General features: G+C 61.7%; 21 protein-coding genes. 13 read left to right on the forward strand and 8 right to left on the reverse strand.

Features of this window, described 5'->3' with window-relative positions; all coding sequences use genetic code 11:
• The 6 genes from ABLV04_RS14220 (at position 1) to ABLV04_RS14245 (ending at position 5,336) form a co-directional block, all read left to right on the forward strand.
• A complete protein-coding gene (locus ABLV04_RS14220; RefSeq protein ID WP_087827781.1) occupies positions 1-1,170 on the forward strand; it encodes a beta-ketoacyl-[acyl-carrier-protein] synthase family protein in 1,170 nt (389 codons plus the stop codon).
• Positions 1,167-1,643: a 3-hydroxy-fatty acyl-ACP dehydratase gene (locus ABLV04_RS14225; RefSeq protein ID WP_348815817.1), complete on the forward strand. Its 477-nt coding sequence runs from the start codon at positions 1,167-1,169 to the stop codon at positions 1,641-1,643. Before ABLV04_RS14220 ends, ABLV04_RS14225 begins: the two co-directional genes overlap by 4 nt.
• Positions 1,640-2,371, forward strand: coding sequence for a 3-ketoacyl-ACP reductase FabG2 (locus tag ABLV04_RS14230; protein WP_110238017.1), 732 nt, complete (start codon positions 1,640-1,642; stop codon positions 2,369-2,371). The genes ABLV04_RS14225 and ABLV04_RS14230 overlap by 4 nt, the downstream gene beginning before the upstream one ends.
• A complete protein-coding gene (locus ABLV04_RS14235; RefSeq protein ID WP_023291256.1) occupies positions 2,368-3,597 on the forward strand; it encodes a beta-ketoacyl-ACP synthase in 1,230 nt (409 codons plus the stop codon). Before ABLV04_RS14230 ends, ABLV04_RS14235 begins: the two co-directional genes overlap by 4 nt.
• 1 nt (position 3,598) lies before the next feature.
• Entirely contained in the window at positions 3,599-4,186 is a 588-nt protein-coding gene (acpT, locus tag ABLV04_RS14240) for a 4'-phosphopantetheinyl transferase AcpT (protein WP_101976636.1), read from the forward strand.
• A 100-nt stretch (positions 4,187-4,286) separates the two neighbouring features.
• Positions 4,287-5,336 (forward strand): AI-2E family transporter, encoded by a 1,050-nt coding sequence (locus ABLV04_RS14245; RefSeq protein ID WP_004202085.1) that lies wholly within the window; start codon positions 4,287-4,289, stop codon positions 5,334-5,336.
• Here the strand turns inward: ABLV04_RS14245 and arnF are convergent.
• The 8 genes from arnF to ABLV04_RS14285 all read right to left on the reverse strand — a co-directional run bounded on the left by arnF (position 5,333) and on the right by ABLV04_RS14285 (position 13,611).
• Positions 5,333-5,713, reverse strand: coding sequence for a 4-amino-4-deoxy-L-arabinose-phosphoundecaprenol flippase subunit ArnF (gene arnF, locus ABLV04_RS14250; RefSeq protein WP_032454284.1), 381 nt, complete (start codon positions 5,711-5,713; stop codon positions 5,333-5,335). The two genes, ABLV04_RS14245 and arnF, sit on opposite strands and share 4 nt — an antisense overlap.
• Positions 5,713-6,051 carry a 4-amino-4-deoxy-L-arabinose-phosphoundecaprenol flippase subunit ArnE gene (gene arnE, locus ABLV04_RS14255; protein WP_023291259.1) on the reverse strand — a complete coding sequence of 113 codons (339 nt, stop codon included), beginning with the start codon at positions 6,049-6,051 and terminating at the stop codon, positions 5,713-5,715. Before arnE ends, arnF begins: the two co-directional genes overlap by 1 nt.
• Positions 6,048-7,703 carry a lipid IV(A) 4-amino-4-deoxy-L-arabinosyltransferase gene (gene arnT, locus ABLV04_RS14260; RefSeq protein WP_110238015.1) on the reverse strand — a complete coding sequence of 552 codons (1,656 nt, stop codon included), beginning with the start codon at positions 7,701-7,703 and terminating at the stop codon, positions 6,048-6,050. The genes arnE and arnT overlap by 4 nt, the downstream gene beginning before the upstream one ends.
• Complete coding sequence (gene arnD / locus ABLV04_RS14265) at positions 7,703-8,605, reverse strand: 4-deoxy-4-formamido-L-arabinose-phosphoundecaprenol deformylase (protein WP_032454286.1); 903 nt, start codon at positions 8,603-8,605, stop codon at positions 7,703-7,705. Before arnD ends, arnT begins: the two co-directional genes overlap by 1 nt.
• The gene (gene arnA, locus ABLV04_RS14270; RefSeq protein ID WP_065812650.1) at positions 8,602-10,587 is read right to left on the reverse strand and encodes a bifunctional UDP-4-amino-4-deoxy-L-arabinose formyltransferase/UDP-glucuronic acid oxidase ArnA; all 1,986 of its coding nucleotides are present in this window, start codon (positions 10,585-10,587) and stop codon (positions 8,602-8,604) included. The genes arnD and arnA overlap by 4 nt, the downstream gene beginning before the upstream one ends.
• On the reverse strand, positions 10,584-11,567 hold the full coding sequence (arnC, locus tag ABLV04_RS14275; protein WP_023291263.1) for an undecaprenyl-phosphate 4-deoxy-4-formamido-L-arabinose transferase: 984 nt from the start codon (positions 11,565-11,567) through the stop codon (positions 10,584-10,586). The genes arnA and arnC overlap by 4 nt, the downstream gene beginning before the upstream one ends.
• A gap of 1 nt (position 11,568) precedes the next feature.
• Complete coding sequence (gene arnB, locus ABLV04_RS14280) at positions 11,569-12,708, reverse strand: UDP-4-amino-4-deoxy-L-arabinose aminotransferase (RefSeq protein ID WP_065812651.1); 1,140 nt, start codon at positions 12,706-12,708, stop codon at positions 11,569-11,571.
• A 396-nt stretch (positions 12,709-13,104) separates the two neighbouring features.
• On the reverse strand, positions 13,105-13,611 hold the full coding sequence (locus ABLV04_RS14285; RefSeq protein ID WP_012540376.1) for a phenolic acid decarboxylase: 507 nt from the start codon (positions 13,609-13,611) through the stop codon (positions 13,105-13,107).
• 97 nt (positions 13,612-13,708) lie between these two features.
• Between ABLV04_RS14285 and ABLV04_RS14290 the strand changes: the two genes are divergently transcribed.
• The 7 genes from ABLV04_RS14290 (at position 13,709) to nikR (ending at position 19,987) form a co-directional block, all read left to right on the forward strand.
• On the forward strand, positions 13,709-14,569 hold the full coding sequence (locus ABLV04_RS14290; protein WP_348815818.1) for a LysR family transcriptional regulator: 861 nt from the start codon (positions 13,709-13,711) through the stop codon (positions 14,567-14,569).
• 137 nt (positions 14,570-14,706) lie between these two features.
• Positions 14,707-16,275: a nickel ABC transporter substrate-binding protein gene (gene nikA, locus ABLV04_RS14295; RefSeq protein ID WP_348815819.1), complete on the forward strand. Its 1,569-nt coding sequence runs from the start codon at positions 14,707-14,709 to the stop codon at positions 16,273-16,275.
• Positions 16,275-17,219, forward strand: a complete 945-nt coding sequence (gene nikB, locus ABLV04_RS14300) for a nickel ABC transporter permease subunit NikB (RefSeq protein ID WP_023291267.1) — start codon at positions 16,275-16,277, stop codon at positions 17,217-17,219. The genes nikA and nikB overlap by 1 nt, the downstream gene beginning before the upstream one ends.
• A complete protein-coding gene (gene nikC / locus ABLV04_RS14305; protein ID WP_135719407.1) occupies positions 17,216-18,049 on the forward strand; it encodes a nickel ABC transporter permease subunit NikC in 834 nt (277 codons plus the stop codon). Before nikB ends, nikC begins: the two co-directional genes overlap by 4 nt.
• Positions 18,049-18,813: a nickel import ATP-binding protein NikD gene (gene nikD / locus ABLV04_RS14310; protein ID WP_023291269.1), complete on the forward strand. Its 765-nt coding sequence runs from the start codon at positions 18,049-18,051 to the stop codon at positions 18,811-18,813. The genes nikC and nikD overlap by 1 nt, the downstream gene beginning before the upstream one ends.
• Positions 18,810-19,601 (forward strand): nickel import ATP-binding protein NikE, encoded by a 792-nt coding sequence (nikE, locus tag ABLV04_RS14315; RefSeq protein ID WP_348815821.1) that lies wholly within the window; start codon positions 18,810-18,812, stop codon positions 19,599-19,601. Before nikD ends, nikE begins: the two co-directional genes overlap by 4 nt.
• Positions 19,589-19,987, forward strand: a complete 399-nt coding sequence (gene nikR / locus ABLV04_RS14320; protein WP_023291271.1) for a nickel-responsive transcriptional regulator NikR — start codon at positions 19,589-19,591, stop codon at positions 19,985-19,987. The genes nikE and nikR overlap by 13 nt, the downstream gene beginning before the upstream one ends.
• Positions 19,988-19,996: the final 9 nt, after the last annotated feature.

A 19,996-nucleotide genomic window follows, 5' to 3' on the forward strand; every position in this document is an offset into this window, starting at 1 on the left:
ATGATCTTCATTTCTGCTGTCGGCATGATTAACGCCCTGGGACGCGATAATGATGAAATCGCCGCCAATCTGGCCCGCGGTATAGCGCCTGGCATGCGCCCGCGTGAAGGGTGGTTACAGGGGCATCCGCAGGCGATTTTCGCGGGGGTGGACGGCGAACTACCCGCCATTCCCGATACCTTTCGCGACCATCGTTCGCGCAATAATCAGCTGCTGCTGGCGGCGCTGGCGCAGATCCAGCCGCAGGTGGATCGCGCCATCGCCCGCTATGGCCGGGCTCGGGTCGCCGTGGTGTTGGGCACCAGTACGTCAGGGCTGGATGAAGGCGACGTACACGTTAATTTGACGCTTAACGGCAAGGCGAGCGAGGCCTGGCGCTATCCACAGCAGGAGCTGGGCGACCCGTCGCGTTTTCTCAGCCGCTGGCTGGCGCTGGATGGTCCGGCATATACCCTGTCAACCGCCTGCTCCTCCAGCGCGCGGGCGATAATCAGCGGACGGCGGCTCATTGAGGCGGGGCTGGCGGATGTGGCGATCGTCGGCGGCGCGGATACCCTTAGCCGGATGCCCATCAACGGCTTTCACAGCCTGGAGTCGCTCTCCACGACGCAGTGCCAGCCGTTTAGCCGCGACCGCAGCGGGATCACCATCGGCGAAGGGGCGGCGCTGATGCTGCTGACCCGCGAGCCGCAGCCCATCGCGCTGCTGGGTATCGGCGAATCCAGCGACGCCTGGCATATTTCCGCCCCGCACCCCCAAGGAGAAGGGGCGATGCGCGCCATTCAGCAGGCGCTGGACGACGCGGGCATCATGCCGGAGCAGGTGGGTTACATTAACCTGCACGGCACCGCTACGCGGCTTAACGACCAGATAGAAGCCCGGGTGATCAACGCGCTGTTTGGCGAAAGGGTGCCCTGTAGTTCCACCAAACATCTGACCGGACATACGCTGGGTGCGGCGGGGATCACCGAGGCCGCCATCGGCATGCTGATCCTGCAGCGCAATCTGTTGTTACCGGCACAGGATTTCAGTCAGTCTCCGCAGGATGACACGCTACCGCCGTGCGGGCTCATTGAACATCCGCAGCCGCTGTCGCGGCCAGTTATCCTGTCGAACTCTTTTGCCTTTGGCGGCAATAACACCAGCATCCTGCTCGGGAGAATGTCATGAGCCACTTTTTATCACCCGGCAGTTACCTGCCGCACGACGCGCCGATGCTGCTGCTGGAAGAGGTCGAGGCGGTGACCGCCGACACCGCCACCTGCCGCGTCGCGATCTCACCCGGCAGCGTTCTGGCGCCATTTCTCGATACCAACGGCGATCTTCCCGGCTGGTTCGCCCTTGAATTAATGGCGCAGACCGTCGGCGTCTGGTCCGGCTGGCACCGCCAGCAGCAAGGACAAACATCGCTCGCTTTAGGCATGGTGCTGGGCGCGCGCGAACTGGTTTGCGCGGCCGGGAGCCTGCCGGGCGGAAAGACGCTGTCCATCAGCGTGAAGCTCTTGATGCAGGATGAACGTTTCGGCAGCTTCGAAGGCACCATTATGGTGGACGATGACGTTCTGGCCAGCGGGCGGGTCAACACCTTCCAGCCCACAACAGAAGAACTTAGCACTTTATTTCAACAAGGAGCGTCAGAATGAGTCGTTCAGTTTTGGTTACCGGCGCCAGCAAAGGCATCGGTCGCGCTATCGCCTGCCAGCTGGCAGCGGACGGTTTTGTGGTGGGCGTCCACTTTCATCGCGACCGCGCGGGGGCGCAACAGACGCTGGAGGCGATAACCGCCGCCGGCGGCGACGGCCGGCTGCTGAGTTTTGACGTCGCCGATCGTCAGCAATGCCGCGAGGTACTGGAGCAGGATATGGCCGACCATGGCGCATGGTATGGCATTGTCAGCAACGCTGGCATCGCCCGCGACGGCGCCTTCCCGGCGCTTGGCAATGACGACTGGGACGCCGTGATCCACACCAACCTCGACAGTTTTTATAACGTCATTCATCCCTGCATCATGCCGATGATTAGCGCGCGCCAGGGCGGACGTATCATCACCCTCTCCTCGGTTTCCGGCGTCATGGGCAACCGCGGCCAGGTCAACTACAGCGCCGCCAAGGCGGGCATCATCGGCGCCACCAAAGCGCTGGCGATAGAACTGGCAAAACGCAAAATCACCGTTAACTGTATTGCGCCGGGTCTTATCGACACCGGGATGATTGACATGGAAGAGCACGCGCTGAAAGAGGCGATGACCATGATCCCGATGAAACGCATGGGTCAGGCCGACGAGGTGGCCGGGCTTGCCAGCTATTTAATGTCGGATATCGCGGGCTACGTCACCCGCCAGGTCATTTCCATCAACGGGGGGATGCTATGATACGCCGGGTGGTCATTACAGGGATGGGCGGGGTGACCGCGTTTGGCGAAAACTGGCAGGATGTCGCCACCAGGCTGCGGGAATATAAAAATGCGGTGCGTAAGATGCCGGAATGGCTGGCGTATGACGGACTGCATACGCTGCTGGGGGCGCCAATCGACGATTTCACCCTGCCGGAGCATTATACCCGCAAGCGTATCCGCGCGATGGGGCGGGTATCGCGACTCTCCACCCGCGCCACTGAGCTCGCGCTGGAGCAGGCCGGGCTTATCGGCGACACCGTGCTGACCAACGGCCAAACCGGCATCGCTTACGGCTCGTCAACCGGTAGTACCGGTCCGGTGAGCGAGTTCGCCACCATGTTGACGGAGAAACATACCAACAATATCACCGGCACTACCTATGTGCAGATGATGCCGCATACTACCGCGGTGAATACCGGATTATTCTTCGGTCTGCGGGGGCGCGTGATCCCCACCTCCAGCGCCTGCACCTCCGGCAGCCAGGCGATTGGCTACGCCTGGGAAGCCATTCGCCATGGTTACCAAACGGTGATGGTGGCCGGCGGGGCCGAGGAGCTCTGCCCTTCGGAAGCCGCGGTATTCGATACCCTCTTCGCCACCAGCCAACGCAATGACGAACCGGCCCTCACCCCCTCTCCGTTCGATGAACAGCGAGATGGTCTGGTGATTGGCGAAGGCGCCGGCACGCTGATCCTTGAAGATCTCGAGCATGCCAAAGCGCGCGGCGCAACCATCTACGGTGAAATCGTCGGGTTCGCCACTAACTGCGATGCGGCCCATATTACCCAGCCGCAGCGCGAAACCATGCAGATCTGCATGGAACAATCGCTAAACATGGCGGGCTTAAGCCCCCGTGACATCGGCTATATTTCGGCCCACGGCACCGCCACCGATCGCGGCGATATCGCGGAAAGCCAGGCAACGGCGGCCGTTTACGGCGACAGCGTGCCGATCTCTTCGCTGAAAAGCTATTTCGGCCATACGCTTGGCGCTTGCGGGGCGTTAGAAGCGTGGATGAGCCTGCAGATGATGCGCGAAGGCTGGTTTGCGCCAACGCTGAATCTCCATAAACCGGACGCCAACTGTGGCGAACTGGATTACATCATGGGGGAAAAGCGCAAACTGGAGTGTGAATTCCTGCAGAGCAACAACTTCGCCTTCGGCGGCATTAACACCTCAATCATTATTCGACGCTGGCCTTGAAATGTATCAGCTTTTTCTGGGTAAGATCTCCGCCCTTAGCGCCCTGCCGTTACCGCCTGCGTTGATGGCGCAGGCGCCGGACGGACCGCGACGAGCCAGCTGGCTTGCCGGCCGCGCGCTGCTGGCGCAGGCGGCTACCCCGCTGACGGATATTCAGCTTGGCGAACAGGGCAAGCCTGCCTTCCCCGTCGCGCGCGGGCTGTGGTTTAACCTTAGCCACAGCGGCGACGATATTGCCCTGCTGCTCAGCGATAAAGGCGAGGTGGGTTGCGACATCGAAGTGATTCGCCCGCGCGAAGGCTGGCGCCGCCTGGCTAACGCGCTGTTCAGCGAAAGCGAGCACCAGGAACTGGCGCAGGCTTCGCCAGCGCAGCAGCTCACGGTCTTCTGGCGTATCTGGACGCGCAAAGAGGCGCTGGTGAAACAGCGCGGCGGCAGCGCCTGGCAGATGGCCTCCGTTGACAGCGCCTGTCACGGCCCGCTGTCGCTCAGCCAGATTCTGCACGATGGGTTAAGTATTGCGGTCTGTACGCCGACGCCGTTCACGCTGACGGACGCGCGCATTCAACATTTCAGCGGCGCGGTTTAAGCGATCAAAAGATGATGGCGGAAAAGCCGCTCGCCTTTCGGAATATTGGCAGCCAGCGAACCGCTACACTTATCAGGCGCGACTCACAAAAGGAATACCTATGTCCCCTCCGCAGGCTGATAAAGCCGGGCTCCATATTTTACTTAAGCTGGCGGCGCTGGTGATTATCCTCGCCGGGATCCACGCCGCCGCCGATATTCTGGTGCAGCTCCTGCTGGCGCTGTTTTTCGCTATCGTCCTCAACCCGCTGGTCACCTGGTTCATTCGTCGCGGGGTGCGGCGCCCGTTCGCCATTACGCTGGTGGTGACGGCAATGCTGGTCATGCTGACCGCGCTGCTTGGCGTGCTGGCGGCGTCGCTCAATGACTTTGTCGCCATGCTGCCCGATTTCAACCGCGCCCTGACGCGTAAGATCGTCCAGCTCCAGGAGTATCTCCCCTTTCTCAACCTGCATATCAATCCGGAGCGCATGCTGCGACGTATGGATTCAGAACGGCTGATGACCTGGGCCACGACGCTGATGACCCAGCTTTCCGGGGCGATGGCCAGCATTGTGCTGCTGGTGATGACGGTGATCTTTATGCTGTTTGAGGTTCGCCACCTGCCCTACAAACTGCGTTTTGCCCTCAATAACCCTCGCCTGCATATCGCCGGGCTGCACCGGGCGCTGAAAGGCGTCACCCACTATCTGGCGCTGAAAACGCTGATCAGCCTGTGGACCGGCCTGATTGTCTGGCTGGGGCTGCTGGCGATGGGGGTGCAGTTCGCGCTGATGTGGGGGGTGCTGGCGTTCCTGTTGAACTATGTGCCGAATATCGGATCCGCCATCTCCGCCATCCCGCCCATGCTGCAGGCGCTGCTGTTCAGCGGCATCTATGAGTGCCTGCTGGTCGGGGCGCTGTTTCTGGTGGTGCATATGGTGTTGGGCAACATGGTGGAGCCGCGCATGATGGGCCACCGGCTGGGGATGTCGACCCTGGTGGTGTTCCTGTCGCTGCTGGTCTGGGGCTGGCTGCTGGGGCCGGTGGGAATGCTGCTCTCGGTGCCGTTAACCAGCGTCTGTAAAATCTGGATGGAGACCACCGTCGGGGGCAGCAAGCTGGCGATCCTGCTCGGCCCGGGGCGCCCCAAAAGCCGGCTCCCCGGCTAGCGGCGTTTCACCGGCCAGAAGATGGTCAATACGCCGGCGACGATAATCGCCACGCCCAGCAGCGATTGCCAGTGGAACGGCTCATGCCAGCCGGGCAGCCAGATGGCGGCGGCCCAAACGAGGATATAGCTCAGGCTCAGCAGCGCATACGCTTTCGACAGCGGCAGACGGTGGAGGGCAAAGTACCAGCAGACCATCGACAGCAGGTAGCCCAGCAGGCCGAAAAACAGGCCGAAGGTGCCGGGCTGGAGATGCAACAGATGCTGGAGAAACGCCAGAATATCGGTCAGCGGCGGCAACACCACCATGGCGCTGCGCAGCAGCAGCTGCGCGCCGCTGACGAGGCCGACGCTGAATAATGCCCAGAGAAAGCCCATCAGACGCTGGTCCCCAGAATGACAATGCCCACGACGATCAACCCGACGCCAAACCAGTGGCGGGGAGCGACCGGCTCATGCCAGATGCCCCAGCCCGCGAGGGTGACCCAGACGAAGTTCAGACTCAGCATCGGATAGGCGATGCTCACCGGAATTGACTGCAGGACGCTCAGCCACAGCAGCATGCCGCAGCCGAGGCATAACAGCGCCATCCCCAGCCAGAAGAGTATATGACGACTTCGCCGTCCGCGACGGGACGGGCGGGTCGCCTGTTTCTGGCACAGCTGTCCGGCGCAGCTCAGCAGGCTGGCGAACACCAGACAGATCCAGACGCTCATTGCGGCAGATACTGAAGGAAAACGACCCGCCCCAGCTCGTAAGCGTTATCGGGTTTCGGTAACGGTAAGTCGAGCATACTCTCTCCTTTATCCATCAACAGCACCAGCGAGACCGGCCCCTGCTGACGATGCGCGGCCAGCCAGTCGGCAAACCCGGCCTGGCTGACAAAGCTTCCCTGAGCGTCCGGCCAGTCGAGACCGTACTTCAGCTCACCCTGTTTGTCGAACATAATAATATCGCTTCGCTTCAGCTCCCAGGCCAGGCCGCCGGCGATCCCGACGTTGTTGGTCAGGACGTAGCGGCTGGGCTGCAGGGATTCGCTGACGATATCCACGAGGAACTGCGGCTGTTTGCTGTCGATAACCCGGTCCGGGATGGCGAAGCCCACCAGCAGCGCCAGGCCGAGCGGGCAAAGCGCCGCCAGGCTCCAGCGGCGGCCAGCGTCTTTCATCGCCAGCCAGCCCATCAGCGCCCAGACGGCGAAGGCGATCGCCGCCAGCAGACATTTATACAGCTCAATCTTGGTCCACACCGGCTTATGCATCACGCCCCAGGGCGAGACCACCAGCACGGCGATCAGCCCCAGCAGGCCGACGCCCAGGTTGATCATCCCGTTGACCCGTAACGCTTTCGCGCCGGTATTCGCCGCCTCCAGCGCGTAGCGCGCCATCAGGATCGACAGCGGCGCAAAGCACGGCAGGATATAGGTCGGCAGTTTGCCTTTGGCGATACTAAAGAACAGGAGCGGCATCGCCACCCAGCCTAACAGATACAGCGCGCCGCGGGCCTCATCGCGCTCAAGCCAACCGCGCTTCAGCGCCCCCGGCAGCAGGGCCAGCCACGGCAGGCTGCCGGCGATCAGGAACGGGATGTAGTACCAGAACGGCGCTTTGTGCTGGGCGTCTTTTTCGGCGAAACGCTGAATATGCTCGACCCAGAAGAAGTAGCGCCAGAAGTCCGGCTCGCGCTGGGCAATAGCCAGCCCCCAGGGCAGCACCACCAGCGTACAGACGACCACCGCCAGCCAACCGTAGGTCAGCACTTCACGCCAGCGTCGACGGGCTATCACCCACGGCAGAACGCCCACTACCGGCACCGCCAGCGCAAGGAAGCCTTTGGTCATCACCCCCATACCGCAGGCGACGCCCAGCAGCGCGTAACCCAGTATTTTGCCGCTGCGGCTCTGCGCCTGCGTCGCGCCCCAGAAACTGCACATCGCCAGCGCCAGCCACAGGGTGATCATCGGGTCCAGCACCGCATAGGTGCCAATCGCATACACCAGCATCGCGGTGAGAAAAATCACCGGCGACAGGACAGCTACCTTTTTGTCGCGAAAGACGCGCCACGCCAGCCAGGCCACCAGCACGGCGGTCATGGTGATGGCGAAGACCGACCCAAAGCGTACGCCGAAGTTATTATGGCCAAACAGCCATTGACCGATACTGTTGATCCAGTAACCGGCAATCGGCTTTTCGAAATAGCGCAATCCGAGAAAATGCGGCACCACCCAGTCGCCGGTGGCCAGCATTTCACGGCTGATCTCCGCGTAGCGGGTTTCATCGGGTTGCCAGAGCAAACGGAAATTAAGCGGCAGCAGGTAATACAGCGCAAACAGCGCAATCAGAGAGACGCCATAGCGAATGCTTTTCATCAAACACCCGAAGTCAGTAATTGTTCACGTCCGAGCCAGCCTTCCCGGCCAGCCAGTTCACCCCGAACCACTTTGCCAGACGGCAGCTCGCTAAAGTCAGCGGGCAACAGCTGGCTCAGTGGGCAAAACTGAATTTCTTCTTCCGCCGCCATGGTCAGCAGTTCATTGAACTGATCCGCGTAGGCAATGCCTTCCACTTCGGCGTGAATGGTATAGACCGGCACGCCCGGGTCGCGATGGATGCAGTCCAGCAGGTAGCGGTTAAAGCCGGCGATTTCCACCGCCGTGCCCACCGCCTCGTCCCAGGTCGGCAGCGTGACCGGGATCTGCACCGTACCGGAGACGCCGCTGCCGAGCTGGGGCAGAAACGGCCGCGTGCCGCGACAGTCGCTGTTGTAGAGGAAATCGAAGGATTCTTTGGCTTTCACCACTCGCTGATCGGCGCGCCAGCCGGCGACAGCCGAGCAGGTGACCGGCCGGCCGATGATGCGTTCGAGCTCCAGCAGGCCGCGCTCAACCTCCAGCGTCAGCCGTTCCTGCGGCCAGACGCCGCTCCACGCCTGCCAGCTGTAGTGGTCCCAGGCGTGCAGGCCCACTTCATGAGACTCGGCGGCGGCGCGGATCACCGCTTCGTTCCCCGCGCCGATGCGGCGTCCCGGCCACGCGGTGCCGGCCAGCAGAATATCCCAGCCGTACAGCGAGGCCGCTCTGGAGCGCAGCATCTTCCACAGAAACTTCGGTTTTACCAGGCGCCACAGGTGGCGCCCCATATTGTCCGGCCCGACGCTGAAGAAGAAGCTTGCCTGGATCCCGTGCTGACCCAGCAGGTCCAGCAGCCGCGGAACGCCGTCCCGCGTGCCGCGAAAGGTATCGACATCTATGCGTAAGCCGACCTGTTTCATGGATGTTTAGCGTCCACCAGTTCAACCGTGCGCAGGAAGAAGTCCAGCGTATGCTCAACGGTCTCTTCCATCTCCACCTTCGGCTCCCAGTTCAGGCAGCGTTTGGCGTTGCGGATGCTCGGTTTGCGATGCTCAACGTCCTGATAGCCCTTGCCGTAGTAGTCGCTGCTTTCCACTTCGCGGAAGCCGGCAAACGGCGGGAAGCGATCGCGCAGCGGATGGCGTTCGAAGCAGGCCAGCAGCATCTCCGCCAGCTCTTTGATGCTTGCTTCGTTATCCGGGTTACCGATGTTGATGATCTGCCCGTCGCAGCGGCCGTCTTTGTTCTCGATGATGCGGAACAGCGCTTCGATACCATCGCTGATGTCGGTGAAGCAGCGCTTCTGCTTACCGCCTTCGATGAGCTTGATCGGCGAGCCTTCCACCAGGTTGAGGATCAGCTGGGTGATGGCGCGGGAGCTGCCGATACGCGCGGCGTTGAGGTTATCCAGACGCGGCCCCATCCAGTTGAACGGACGGAACAGGGTGAACTTCAGGCCATTCTTATCGCCGTAGGCCCAGATCACGCGGTCCAGCAGCTGCTTGGAGACCGAGTAGATCCAGCGCTGTTTGTTGATCGGCCCGACCACCAGATTGGAAGTGTCTTCGTCGAAGTTTTTATCAGTGCACATGCCGTACACTTCCGAGGTCGACGGGAAGATGATGCGCTTATTATATTTCACGCAGTCGCGGATGATCTTCAGGTTCTCTTCGAAATCCAGCTCGAAGACGCGCAGCGGGTTGCGGGTGTACTCGATAGGGGTGGCGATGGCCACCAGCGGCAGCACCACGTCGCATTTCTTAATGTGATATTCGATCCACTCGGAGTGAATGCTGATATCGCCTTCCACAAAGTGGAAACGCGGGCAGTCGAGGAAACGGCTGATGGCGTCGGAGCCGATATCCAGGCCGTAAATCTCATAGTTGTCGTCCTGCAGCAGGCGTTCGGTCAGATGGTTACCGATAAAGCCATTGACGCCGAGGATCAGCACCCGGGTGCGACGCTTAACCGCCACCACCGGTTTGCTGCTGATCACCGCCCCGGACACCAGGCCCAGCCCCTGCGCCAGCTGGGCGCCCTGCATGTACACCCCGCGTTCGGTCTGGCCGGTGACAATCTCCAGCGCCCCCTCCTGGCACGCCACGATCAGCGGCGCAACGGAGATAACGGTACCCGGTTTGGCTGCCGGCAGATCATGACGGACGCGGGATTTCCAGACGATAAACTTGTTCGCGCCGGCGTAGCCGAAGGCGCCCGGCCACGGATCGGAGACCGCGCGCACCAGATTGTGCAGGGTCTGCGCCGGCTGCTCCCAGTCGAGGCGGCCATCTTCCGGGGTACGACGCCCCACATAGGTCGCCTGGCTGTGATCCTGCGGACGTTCATCGGTGGTTCCGGCGAGGATCGCCGGCAGCGCCTGGCCCAGCAGCCCGGTGGCGGCGGCGCACAGCTTGCGGTGCAGCGTCAGGGCGGCGTCATCCGGGCCAATCGCCACGGCCTGCTGGGCGACGATATCCCCCGCGTCGGCGCGGTTCACCATCCGGTGCAGGGTGACGCCGGTTTCGCTTTCGCCATTGACCAGCACCCAGTTCAGCGGCGCGCGGCCGCGATATTTCGGCAGCAGCGAACCGTGCAGGTTAAACGCCCCTTTCGGCGCGAGACGGAGGATCTCATCGCCTAGCAGATTGCGGTAGTAGAAGGAGAACAGCACGTCCGGCTTCATCTCGCGGATACGCTCAATCCACAGCGGATGGTTCACGTCTTCCGGCGCCCACACCGGAATGCCCTGCTCGGCAGCAAGGCGCGCCACGGAGCCAAAGAAATGGTTTTCGCCAGGGTTATCCGGGTGGGTGAAAATAGCAGCGATATCATACCCGGCGTCCAGCAGAGCCTGGATACCGGTGCAGCCCATATCGTGATAAGCGAAGACTACGGCTTTCATGAACGATCTTCCTCTTTAGATGCCGTTTCCGGCTGGCGAACAACACGTTGAATAAAGTAGCGGGGACGCGCGCGCACGTCGTTATAGATGCGTCCGATATACTCCCCGAGCAGGCCCATACCGATAAACTGGGCGCCGATGAACATAAACAGCACGGCGAAGAGCATAAACACCCCTTCCGCCGCCCACTGCGGGCCGAAGGCCAGACGCAGCACCACCAGCAGCAGGCCGAAGGCGAAGCCCAGCAGGGCTATCACGCTGCCGAAAATGCTGAGCAGACGCAGCGGCGTGGTGGTCAGACAGGTCACCAGGTCGTACATCAGGTTGATCAGGCGCATAAAGCTGTATTTGGAGTCGCCGAATTCACGCTCGGCGTGCATCACCGGGATCTCCACCGCGCGACGGGCGAAGGTATTCGCCAGAATCGGGATAAAGGTGCTGCGCTCGTGGCAGTTGAGCATCGCGTCGATAATGTGGCGACGGTAGGCGCGCAGCATGCAGCCGTAGTCGCCCATCGCTTTGCCGGTGGTGCGCTGGATCAGGCGGTTGATCATCTTCGAGGCGGTTTTGCGGAAGATGCTGTCCTGACGGTTCTGACGGACGGTGCCCACCACGTCGTAACCTTCATCCGCCTTCGCCACCAGCCGCGGGATCTCTTCCGGCGGGTTTTGCAGGTCGGCATCAAGGGTAATAATCAGATCGCCCGTCACATGGCTGAAGCCGGCCATGATCGCCGAGTGCTGGCCGTAGTTACGGTTTAACAACACGGCGACGACGTGACTGCCTTCCGCCTCGGCGGCTTCGGTGAGCATGCGCGCCGAGTCATCGCTGCTGCCATCGTCGATCAGCAGAATTTCATATTGCCGCCCCAGCGTGGCGCAGGCGGTTTCCGTACGACGAAGCAGCTCCGGCAGGCTATCCTGTTCGTTATAAACCGGGATAACCACCGAGACCTTCTTCACGGGAGGGTAAGTAAGCATATCAACGTCCTGACAGCTGGCGCAGTGCGGAAATGACGCGAGTGACATCGTCATCGGTCATGTCCGGGAACAACGGGAGAGAACAGATGCGGGCGCTGTTCCATTCGGTATTCGGCAGGGAAACCTCAGGGAAGCGCTCGCGGTAATATTTTTGCGTATGGGCCGCACGGAAGTGCAGACCGGTGCCGATACCCATCGCCTTCAGCTTTTCCATCAACGCGTCGCGGCTGATGCCGCATGCAGCCTCATCGACGCGGATGATAAACAGATGCCAGGCGTGCTGGTGATCCCAGGCCGGGACGGTCAGGGGCGTAAACGGCGTGTCCGCCAGCTCGCGCAGATAGCGCTGGGCAATTTCCGTCCGCCGCTGGTTGGCGTGAGGCAGTTTTTCCAGCTGGACCAGCGCCAGCGCGGCGTTGATGTCAGCAAGGTTGTATTTAAAGCCCGGAGCGATCACCTCCGCCTGCGGCGCGCGGCCGTGGGTCTGGCGGTCATAGGCGTCCACGCCGAGGCCATGGAATTTCAGGCTACGGATGCGGGAGGCCAGCTCGTCGTCGTCGGTGACAACCAGCCCGCCTTCAGCGCAGGTCATATTTTTGATCGCGTGGAACGAGAAAATCGCGGTCCCCTGCCAGCCTACGTGGCGGCCTTTATAGTGGGTCCCCGCCGCATGGGCGGCGTCTTCGATCACCGGGATGCCATGGCGCTCGCCCACCGCGCGAATCGCGTCGATATCGGCTGGCGCCCCCGCGTAGTGCACAGGAATAATCGCTTTGGTCCGCGAGGTGATCGCCGCTGCCACCGCCTCAGGGGTGATCATCAGATTGTCGTTATCGACATCGATCATCACCGGCGTGGCGCCCAGCAGGCAGATCATATTGAGGGTGGAGACCCAGGTCTGGGACGGCGTAATGACTTCATCGCCGGGGCCAATACCCAGCGCCATCAGGGTCACGTGCATCCCGCCGGTCGCTGAACTGACGGCAATCGCGTGGCGGTTGCCGGTCAACTGGCAGAATGCCGCTTCAAGTGCCTGATTCTTCGGCCCGGTGGTGATCCAGCCCGACGCTAAAACTTCACGCAGCGCTGCCAGCTCTGCGTCGCCCATCGACGGGCGCGAAAAAGGCAAAAAATCGCTCATCATCATCCTGTTCTGTAGATGACCCACGCACAAATCAGGGTCGTTAGAATAAAATATCCTGCGCCTGTGGACTTAAACGAAATTAAAATGAAGTGAGTTCAGCGCGGCATTCCATTTCAGGGTATTTCGACCACTATTAATGTAGTTGACCTTGCTTAGGATAATATTAAGAAATTAATCTTTTCTCAGCACAGCCAAATAAATCATTAATAAACAGAATGATAGGTTTTATTTATGGCAGAATTTTGACAAAAAAACGTTCCTGTCTGGAAAAGCAAACAGGAACGCTATCGCGGAAAGTAAACGGGGGTTAAACCAGATAACAATTAATGACGCTGTCTTTGTCACGCTTGATGACAAAAAGTTAGCGCAGATCACAAAGTTATTTCTGCTTAATTACAAATTTGCAGGAAAATCCGCAGGCAATTCACTCGCCGGGCAATTAATTACCTCATCATTATCTGCGCCACAGTCGCGAATGAAGGTGATGGTGGCGAACTCGTCAATCACTTCTGTCGGGTAGGCCGGGCCGGCATCGCGGTAAGAATTCATCAGCGGAATGTGATCGTTCTGGAAGCAGACGGTTTTTTCCGGGTTATTCATGATCCAGCGCGGGAAGAAGATGGTGCCGTGGAACAGTTTATCGCCCAGGTTGACGATCAGGCTCACGTCGGTACCGGTCGGTTCGGTCCAGGAGATTTTGTAGATACTTTCCCCCACCCGCACGATGTACGCTTCCTGATCTTTCACCCAGCGATTGCCGACGATGCCGCTGTGAATACGGTAGTCGAGGGTGTGGCCGTTTTTGACGTAAATTTCGTAGTTCCAGCCGTTGTCGTAGGTGTAGACCAGATGTTTACCGATAAAGCCGCTGAGGTCATGTTTGTCGAAAGTGCTCATCATTTATTCTCCTCTGTGTTGTTGAGGACAGCATACGTCTTTAAAAATTGAATGAATAACGCTATGTTTGGATTAAATACATCCAAATTTTAGATTGATTATGCACAAGACAACCCTGGAGCAGTGGGCATTACTGGAAAAGGTAGTGGAATTCGGGAGCTTTGCCAGAGCGGCGGAGGAGACCAACCGCAGTCAGTCTTCGGTGAGCTATAACCTCGCGCTGCTGCAGGAGCGCTTAGGGGTGGCGCTGCTGGCGCCGTCCGGTCGGCGGGCGGTGCTGACCCCGGCCGGCGAACTGCTGCTGAATCAGGTCAAACCGTTGCTGCAGGCCTTCGCCTACGTTGAGACGCATGCTGTCACTCTGCGCAACGGGGCGCGCACCCGTCTGGACCTGGTGGTCGACAGCATTTTCCCGCGCCAGCGGCTGTTCGCCATTTTGCGCCAGTTTCAGCAGCGTTATCCGCAGACTCAGGTCAGACTCACCGAAGTGCTGGAAAATATTGATGACGAGGGCGCGGCGCGAACGGAAGCCGATGTCATGGTTCTGACCCGCCGCCAGGATATTACCGGCCGCGGAGAGTGGCTGATGAATATTGATTTTATCGCCGTCGCCCACCGCGACCATCCTCTCGCCGCCCTCGACGGTCCGCTGGAGGATAGCGCGCTGGCGCCATGGCCGCTGGTGCGCATTGCCGACCAGACCGGCGATGGCCAGGCGACGCGTGACGCCTGGACCTTCTCCACCATTGACGCGGCCATTGATGCGGTGATGTATCAGGTCGGCTTCGGCTGGCTGCCGGAAGAGCGCATTCGTTCCCATCTCGATCAGGGCGTGCTGAAGCGGCTGCCCCTCAGCCACGGCGCGCGCCGCGCGACGCCGCTGCATCTGATCGTCAAGCGGGATCTGGCGCCGATCGACGAACAGGTGGCCACGCTGCTGGGGTTGTTCCGGACGCCCTGAGGGGTAAGGCGGCGCCTGCCCCTGCGCATAATCATACGGATTACTTATACTTTCCGGCGCAATATTGATCCAGGTTACTCCGAAAGTATGATGAATCACTAAAATCGTCATACTTTCCTGTCGCTGAGAACGCCGTCTTGTCTATTTTCCGCCTCACTCTGCTGGCGCTGGTCGCCTGCGCCCCTCTGCTGGCTCAGGCCGCGCAGCACTCGCTTACTACCGCCTGGCCGGTGAACGTCGGCCCGCTGAATCCGCATCTCTATACGCCCAACCAGATGTTTGCCCAAAGCATGGTCTATGAACCGCTGGTGAAGTATCAGGCTGACGGCAGCGTGCAGCCCTGGCTGGCGACCCGCTGGCGCCACTCCGCCGATGGTAAAACCTGGTGGTTTACCCTGCGCGAGGATGTGACCTTCTCCAACGGCGAACCCTTTAACGCCCAGGCCGCGGCGGCTAATTTCCAGGCGGTGCTCGCCAACCGCCAACGCCACGCCTGGCTTGAGCTCGCCAATCAGATAACCGACGTGCGGGCGCTCAGCGCCAGCGAGCTGCAGCTCACCCTGAAAAGCGCCTACGCCCCCTTACTCCAAGAGCTGGCCCTGCCGCGCCCGTTCCGCTTTATCGCCCCCTCGCAGTTTATCGATGGCGGCACCGCCAACGGCATCAAAGCCCCGATCGGCACCGGGCCGTGGCGACTGGCGAGTTCGCAGCTCAATCAGCGCGACGTGCTGGTACGCAACGAACGCTACTGGGGTAATAAACCCGCGCTACAGCAAATCACCATCAAAGTGATCCCCGACGCCACCAGCCGCGCGGTGGCGTTCGAAACCGGGGAAATCGACATGCTCTACGGCGACGAGGGGCTGCTGCCGCTGGATACCTTCGAACGCTTTCGTCATCACCCCGGCTACGCGGCTCGTCTCTCCGCCCCGGCGGAGACGGTGATGCTGGCGCTGAACGCCAGCCAGGGCCCGACCCGCGAGCAGGCGGTGCGCGAGGCGCTCAACTACGCCGTCGACAAGCAGACCCTCGTCGATAGCGTGCTCTACGGCACCCAGCAGGTTGCCGACACCCTGTTTGCGCCCTCGGTCCCCTACGCCCCGCAGGATCTGACGCCGCGCCGTTACGACCCGGCAAAAGCCCGCGCCCTGCTGGCGCAGGCCGGCTGGCAGCAACCGGAAGGCCAGCCCTGGCGACAAAAGGCCGGGCAACCGCTGGCGATTGAGCTGGCGTTTATCGGCACCGACGCGCTGGCTAAATCGATGGCCGAAATTATTCAGGCCAATCTGCGGGAGGTCGGCGTCCGCGTCACCCTGGTCGGCGAGGAGGAGAGCAGCATCTATGCGCGCCAGCGCGAAGGGCGGTTCGGCATGATCTTCAATCGCACCTGGGGCGCCCCCTACGATCCGCATGCCTTTTTAAGCTCGATGCGCGTGCCCTCCCATGCCGATTATCAGGCCCAGCGCGGCCTGCCCGACAAAGGGCTGATTGATAAAGAGATTAGCGAGGTGCTGACCACCAGCGACAAGGCGCAGCGGAAACGGCTGTACCACGATGTGCTGAGCCGCCTGCATCAGGACGCGGTATACCTGCCCATCAGCTATGTCTCGCTGATGTCGGTTGCGCGCCAGGAGGTCGGGGAGATCCCGTTCGCGCCGGTGAGCACCGAGATCCCTTTCGACCAGATTAAACCGGTAACGCCATAATGCTACGCTATATTTTACGCCGCCTGCTGCTGCTGATCCCGCTGCTGCTCGCCGCCTCCGCCATCATCTTTCTGCTGCTGCGGCTCGGCACCGGCGACCCGGCGCTGGATTATTTACGCCTGTCGAACCTGCCGCCCACTGAAGAGATGGTCGCTTCGACCCGCGAACTGCTGGGGCTCAACCAGCCGCTGGCGATGCAGTATCTGCACTGGCTGTGGCGGGCGCTGCACCTGGACTTTGGTCTCTCCTATGCCACCCGGCGCCCGGTGCTGGATGACCTGCTGCACTTCCTGCCGGCCACCCTGCTGCTCACCGGCGCGGCGCTGGCGCTGATCCTCGTCACCTCGCTGCCGCTGGGGATCTGGGCGGCGCGCCATCGCGATCGCCTGCCGGACTTTGCTGTGCGGCTGATTGCCTTCCTCGGCGTGTCGATGCCGAACTTCTGGCTGGCCTTTCTGCTGGTGATGCTTTTTTCCGTGCATCTGCAGTGGCTTCCGGCGATGGGGTACGGCGACTGGCAGCACCTGATATTGCCCGCCGTCTCCATCGCCTTTATGTCGCTGGCGATCAACGCCCGCCTGCTGCGCGCCAGCATGCTGGAGGTCTCCAGCCAGCGTCACGTGGTGTGGGCGCGGCTGCGCGGCTTGAGCGCGCGCCAGGTGGAGCGGCGGCATATCCTGCGCAACGCCACCCTGCCGGTGGTGACCGCCATGGGCATGCACATTGGCGAGTTGATCGGCGGCACCATGATTATTGAAAATATCTTTGCCTGGCCGGGGGTCGGCCGCTACGCGGTTTCCGCGATCTTCAATCGCGATTACCCGGTGATTCAGTGCTTTACGCTGATGATGGTCACGGTGTTCGTGCTGGCTAACCTGGCGGTGGATGTGCTCAACGCGGCGCTCGACCCGCGCCTGCGCCGCCATGAGGAGGTAAGCGTATGAGATGGCTGCAAAACTTCCGCTGGCCGGTGAAACTGGCCCTGCTGGTTATTGCGCTGCTGGCGGTCATCGCCATCGGCAGCGGCTGGTGGCTCCCCTCGGATCCGGCGGCGATTAACCTGCAGCAGCGGCTGCTGCCGCCAGGGGCAGCGCACTGGCTGGGGACCGATCATCTAGGACGGGATATTTTCTCGCGCCTGCTGGCCGCCACCCGCGTCTCGCTGGGGGCGGTAATGGCCTGCCTGCTGCTGGTGCTGCTGATCGGTCTGGCGGTTGGCGGCAGCGCTGGGCTGCTGGGCGGCCGCGCCGACCGCGGCCTGATGCGCCTCGCCGAACTGTTTATGACCTTTCCAACCTCGATCCTGTCGTTCTTTATGGTGGGGGTGCTCGGCACCGGGCTGACCAACGTGATCCTCGCCATTGCGCTATCGCACTGGGCCTGGTACGCCAGAATGGTGCGTAATCTGGTGGTCTCCCTGCGCCAGCGCGAATTTATCCTCGCCGCCCGCCTGAGCGGCGCCAGCCAGTGGCGGCTGTTCAGCGACCATCTGGCAGGGGCGGTGATCCCCTCGCTGCTGGTGCTCGCCTCACTGGATATCGGCCATATGATGCTTCACGTGGCCGGCATGTCGTTCCTTGGCCTCGGCGTCAGCGCGCCGACGGCGGAATGGGGGGTGATGATCAACGACGCCCGGCAGTATATCTGGACCCAGCCGCTGCAGATGGTCTGGCCGGGGCTGGCGCTGTTCATCAGCGTGATGGCCTTTAACCTGCTGGGCGACGCGCTGCGCGATCGCCTCGATCCTCACCTGATCGCGGAGCATAGCCACTGATGCCGCAAAAGATCCAACTGCAACAGATCGCCCTTGCCGCCGACCGCCCGCTGGTCAGCGACGTCTCTCTTACCCTGCGCCGCGGCAAGGTGCTGGCGCTGCTCGGCAGCAGCGGCAGCGGGAAATCGCTTACCTGCGCCGCCGCGCTGGGCCTGCTGCCGCCCGGCGTCAGCCAGACCGCCGGCCGGGTGTTGCTTGACGGCATGCCGGTGCACGGCGAACAGCTGCGCGGCGCGACTATCGCCACCATCATGCAGAACCCACGCAGCGCCTTTAATCCGCTGCATACCATGGCCGCCCACGCCCGGGAAACTTGCCGGGCGGCGGGACGCGAAGCGAATGACGCCGCCCTGCTGGCGGTGATGGAAGAGGTGGGTCTGGATAATCCGCGCTCGCTGCTCAGCCGCTATCCCTTCGAGATGAGCGGCGGCATGCTGCAGCGGATGATGATCGCCCTCGCCCTGCTCAGCCGCGCGCCCTTTATCATCGCCGACGAGCCGACCACCGACCTCGATGCCATCGCCCAGGCGCGGATCCTCGATCTGCTGGCGGATATCGTCGCCAGCCGCGGTCTGGGGCTGCTGCTGGTGACGCATGACATGGGCGTTGTGGCGCGGCTGGCGGATGACGTGACGGTCATGGAGAACGGTCGCCTCGTTGAACAGTGCGATGTAAACACGCTATTCAGCGCCCCACAGCACCCGCTGAGCCAGCGCCTGCTGGCGGCGCATCTGGCGCTGTACGGACTGGAGAAAACAGCATGAATTTACTCAGCGTCAACGGGGTGAGCCACGATTACCCCCACCACGGCAGGGTCCTGCACGAGATCCAAGTCGCCATCGCCCCCGGCGAAACGGTGGCCCTGCTCGGGCGCAGCGGCTGCGGCAAGAGCACCCTGGCGCGGATGCTGGTGGGCCTGGAAACGCCGCAGCGCGGCGATATTGTCTGGCGCGGCACACCGCTGACCGCCCTGAAGGGCGAGGCCGTCGGCGCCTTCCGCCGTGATATTCAGCTGGTGTTTCAGGACGCCTTCAGCGCGGTGAATCCGCGCAAAACGGTGCGCGAGATCGTCAGCGAGCCGCTGCGCCATCTGTTCCGCTTGCCGCGCGAGGAGCGCGCACGGCGGGTAGAAGAGATGCTGCACGCGGTCGACCTTTCCACGACGCTGCTCGATAAACGCCCGGCACAGCTCAGCGGCGGACAGCTGCAGCGCGTCTGCCTGGCTCGCGCCCTGGCGGTGCGGCCGCAGCTGTTGATCCTGGATGAAGCGGTCTCGAATCTCGATCTGCTGCTGCAGGCGGAGATTATCGCCCTGCTGAAGCGCCTGCAGGCCCGGTTTGGCACCGCCTGCCTGTTCATTACCCACGACCTGCGGCTGGTGGAGCGCTTTTGCCAGCGGGTGCTGGTGATGGAGCACGGACGCATCGTCGAAACCGCAACGGTCAGTCTACCGCTGCGCCTGCGCTCCCCTGCCGGACAGGCGCTCCAGCAGGCGGTGCTGCCACCTTTTCCTGCCACTCTGCTCAACGAGGCCATGCCATGCAGCGCGTAACCCTGACCCTTGATGATGACCTGCTGGCGGCTCTCGATGCGCTCAGCGCCCGCCGCGGCTACCACAACCGTTCGGAGGCGGTACGCGATATTCTGCGCGACGCCCTCAACCAGGATCCCGCGCCGTCGGAGCCGCGGCGCGGTTATGCCGTGCTGTCATATGTCTACGAGCATGAAAAACGCGAACTGGCGAGCCGGCTGGTGGCCACCCAGCATCATCATCACGATCTCTCCGTCGCCACGCTGCATGTGCATATCAGCCATGACGACTGCCTGGAGATTGCGGTGCTGAAGGGAGACATGGCCGAGGTGCAGCATTTTGCCGACGACGTGATTGCCCAGCGCGGTGTGCGCCATGGGCATTTGCAGTGTTTAGCGGATGATTAACTATTTGAA

The organism is Klebsiella sp. JN_Kp127, from assembly GCF_040062505.1.
Lineage (GTDB): Bacteria > Pseudomonadota > Gammaproteobacteria > Enterobacterales > Enterobacteriaceae > Klebsiella > Klebsiella quasipneumoniae.

Coding starts and splice junctions, on each gene's coding strand:
- ABLV04_RS14220 (WP_087827781.1), top strand. CDS start 1: ATGATCTTCATTTCTGCTGTCGGCATGATTAACGCCCTGGGACGCGAT.
- ABLV04_RS14225 (WP_348815817.1), top strand. CDS start 1,167: ATGAGCCACTTTTTATCACCCGGCAGTTACCTGCCGCACGACGCGCCG.
- ABLV04_RS14230 (WP_110238017.1), top strand. CDS start 1,640: ATGAGTCGTTCAGTTTTGGTTACCGGCGCCAGCAAAGGCATCGGTCGC.
- ABLV04_RS14235 (WP_023291256.1), top strand. CDS start 2,368: ATGATACGCCGGGTGGTCATTACAGGGATGGGCGGGGTGACCGCGTTT.
- acpT (WP_101976636.1), top strand. CDS start 3,599: ATGTATCAGCTTTTTCTGGGTAAGATCTCCGCCCTTAGCGCCCTGCCG.
- ABLV04_RS14245 (WP_004202085.1), top strand. CDS start 4,287: ATGTCCCCTCCGCAGGCTGATAAAGCCGGGCTCCATATTTTACTTAAG.
- arnF (WP_032454284.1), bottom strand. CDS start 5,713: ATGGGCTTTCTCTGGGCATTATTCAGCGTCGGCCTCGTCAGCGGCGCG.
- arnE (WP_023291259.1), bottom strand. CDS start 6,051: ATGAGCGTCTGGATCTGTCTGGTGTTCGCCAGCCTGCTGAGCTGCGCC.
- arnT (WP_110238015.1), bottom strand. CDS start 7,703: ATGAAAAGCATTCGCTATGGCGTCTCTCTGATTGCGCTGTTTGCGCTG.
- arnD (WP_032454286.1), bottom strand. CDS start 8,605: ATGAAACAGGTCGGCTTACGCATAGATGTCGATACCTTTCGCGGCACG.
- arnA (WP_065812650.1), bottom strand. CDS start 10,587: ATGAAAGCCGTAGTCTTCGCTTATCACGATATGGGCTGCACCGGTATC.
- arnC (WP_023291263.1), bottom strand. CDS start 11,567: ATGCTTACTTACCCTCCCGTGAAGAAGGTCTCGGTGGTTATCCCGGTT.
- arnB (WP_065812651.1), bottom strand. CDS start 12,708: ATGAGCGATTTTTTGCCTTTTTCGCGCCCGTCGATGGGCGACGCAGAG.
- ABLV04_RS14285 (WP_012540376.1), bottom strand. CDS start 13,611: ATGATGAGCACTTTCGACAAACATGACCTCAGCGGCTTTATCGGTAAA.
- ABLV04_RS14290 (WP_348815818.1), top strand. CDS start 13,709: ATGCACAAGACAACCCTGGAGCAGTGGGCATTACTGGAAAAGGTAGTG.
- nikB (WP_023291267.1), top strand. CDS start 16,275: ATGCTACGCTATATTTTACGCCGCCTGCTGCTGCTGATCCCGCTGCTG.
- nikC (WP_135719407.1), top strand. CDS start 17,216: ATGAGATGGCTGCAAAACTTCCGCTGGCCGGTGAAACTGGCCCTGCTG.
- nikD (WP_023291269.1), top strand. CDS start 18,049: ATGCCGCAAAAGATCCAACTGCAACAGATCGCCCTTGCCGCCGACCGC.
- nikE (WP_348815821.1), top strand. CDS start 18,810: ATGAATTTACTCAGCGTCAACGGGGTGAGCCACGATTACCCCCACCAC.
- nikR (WP_023291271.1), top strand. CDS start 19,589: ATGCAGCGCGTAACCCTGACCCTTGATGATGACCTGCTGGCGGCTCTC.